Raw genomic sequence first — 1,417 nt, 5'->3', positions numbered from 1 at the left:
CCTTTCGGCGTTTGCGGGTGCGGCCGCCCAGCCAGCTGGCAGAGCGTATAAAGGGGTTCGCGCCCGAAAACGCAAACGAAAAAGCAGACTTATGCGGGCGATCCGAGCGCAGCCATCTGCACCTTGACCTTGCCGCAATAGGCGGCCGACACCGGGTTCATCCGCGTTGCGGCGTGGCCGGCATTGTATTTCAGAATGGTGCCGCAGGTCGTGCCGCCGCCGAGGCTCCGCGCCATGGCAAGGTATTTCATGCCGTATTTGATGTTGGTGTCGGGATCGAACAGGCCCTTGGCGGAGCCGCTATAGCCCATCATCCGAGCCGTGGCCGGCTTGATCTGCATCAAGCCGATCTCGCCGGCGCCGCCAACGATGTTGGGCCGGTAGTTGCTTTCGATCTGGATGACCGCCGAGGCGAGCGATACCGGAACGCCTTCGATCGCCGCATAGCGGGCAACGATAGCGGAATACTGACCGCTGCTGGCCACCGCGGCCGCCGAGGCTGCCGCGTTCCGGACACCGATCGACGCCGTTGCCGTCATGTCGACGGTTTTTCGGCCACGCTTCGTCTGCTTTCTGGCGGACTTCTTCGGCTTGGACCAGCTTGCTTTTTCTATTTTCGCGGAAGCCCGCTTCGTCGCCTTGGCGCTGTGGCCTGCCTTGCCGCTTCTGGCCTGTGGGGCCTTGCCGCTTTTCGCGGATGCCACGACAGGCCCTTGATCGGCTCGCGGGCTGAGGGGCGCGGCATCTGCGGCACTGAAGGCAAAAGTCATTACGCCGGCAGCAAGAGCTGCCGTTAAAACGGTAAATTTCTGCATGTGATCCTGTTCTGTCTGAACCGCGCGAAGATGTTCACGCAGCAACGCCTAACCAACGTCGAAACAACCCGGGGGGCTTGGGGTCCGACATCTACACGTCAGCCGTTTGACGCCCGAATTGGTGTCAAACAAGGCCAGGCAAGTCACTTTGAGTGACAGCTTGTAACTTAAGGATTGGAAAGAATTGCTTGGGAGAGGCTTTCCGGAGGTCAGCGCCTCACGGAAGCAAGCAGCCTTTGCAGCGTCCGCAGCGTCGAGCCGTCGGCAACGCCGTCCACCTTGCGCGGCCGGAAATGACGCTGGAAGGCCTCGACCACCGCCTCCGTCTGCCGGTCGAAAACGCCGGATATTTCAACGCCATAGCCGTAGAGGGCCAGCATCGACTGCAACGCTTCGACGTCGCCGCCGGTATCGCCGGTTGTCAGAGTGGCGCCTCGCCTGACGGGCGCGGCCGCCACGAGATGGCCAACACCGGCCTCGAACAGCGTCCGCCACGGAAACTTCTCGCCGGGATCGATCTTGCGCCCCGGCGCAACATCAGAATGCGCGAGTACCCGCTCGGCGGCGATCGAATGCCGACCGGCGATCCCACGGCACAGCCC

At 62.6% G+C, this 1,417-nt stretch carries 2 protein-coding genes; both read right to left on the bottom strand.

The genetic code is table 11. The features are described from left to right. Positions 1-89: 89 nt before the first annotated feature. Complete coding sequence (locus EOC06_RS34730) at positions 90-815, bottom strand: lytic transglycosylase domain-containing protein (RefSeq protein ID WP_128309934.1); 726 nt, start codon at positions 813-815, stop codon at positions 90-92. Between the two features lie 209 nt (positions 816-1,024). After that, positions 1,025-1,417, bottom strand: a 393-nt coding sequence (locus tag EOC06_RS44300; protein WP_245470328.1) for a peptidoglycan-binding protein, incomplete at its 5' end; no start/stop codon positions are given.

The sequence above is a fragment of the Mesorhizobium sp. M7A.F.Ca.MR.362.00.0.0 genome, assembly GCF_004023175.1.
Taxonomy (GTDB): domain Bacteria; phylum Pseudomonadota; class Alphaproteobacteria; order Rhizobiales; family Rhizobiaceae; genus Mesorhizobium.
This window is presented reverse-complemented; position numbering and strand designations above follow the sequence as displayed.

Coding starts and splice junctions, on each gene's coding strand:
- EOC06_RS34730 (WP_128309934.1), bottom strand. CDS start 815: ATGCAGAAATTTACCGTTTTAACGGCAGCTCTTGCTGCCGGCGTAATG.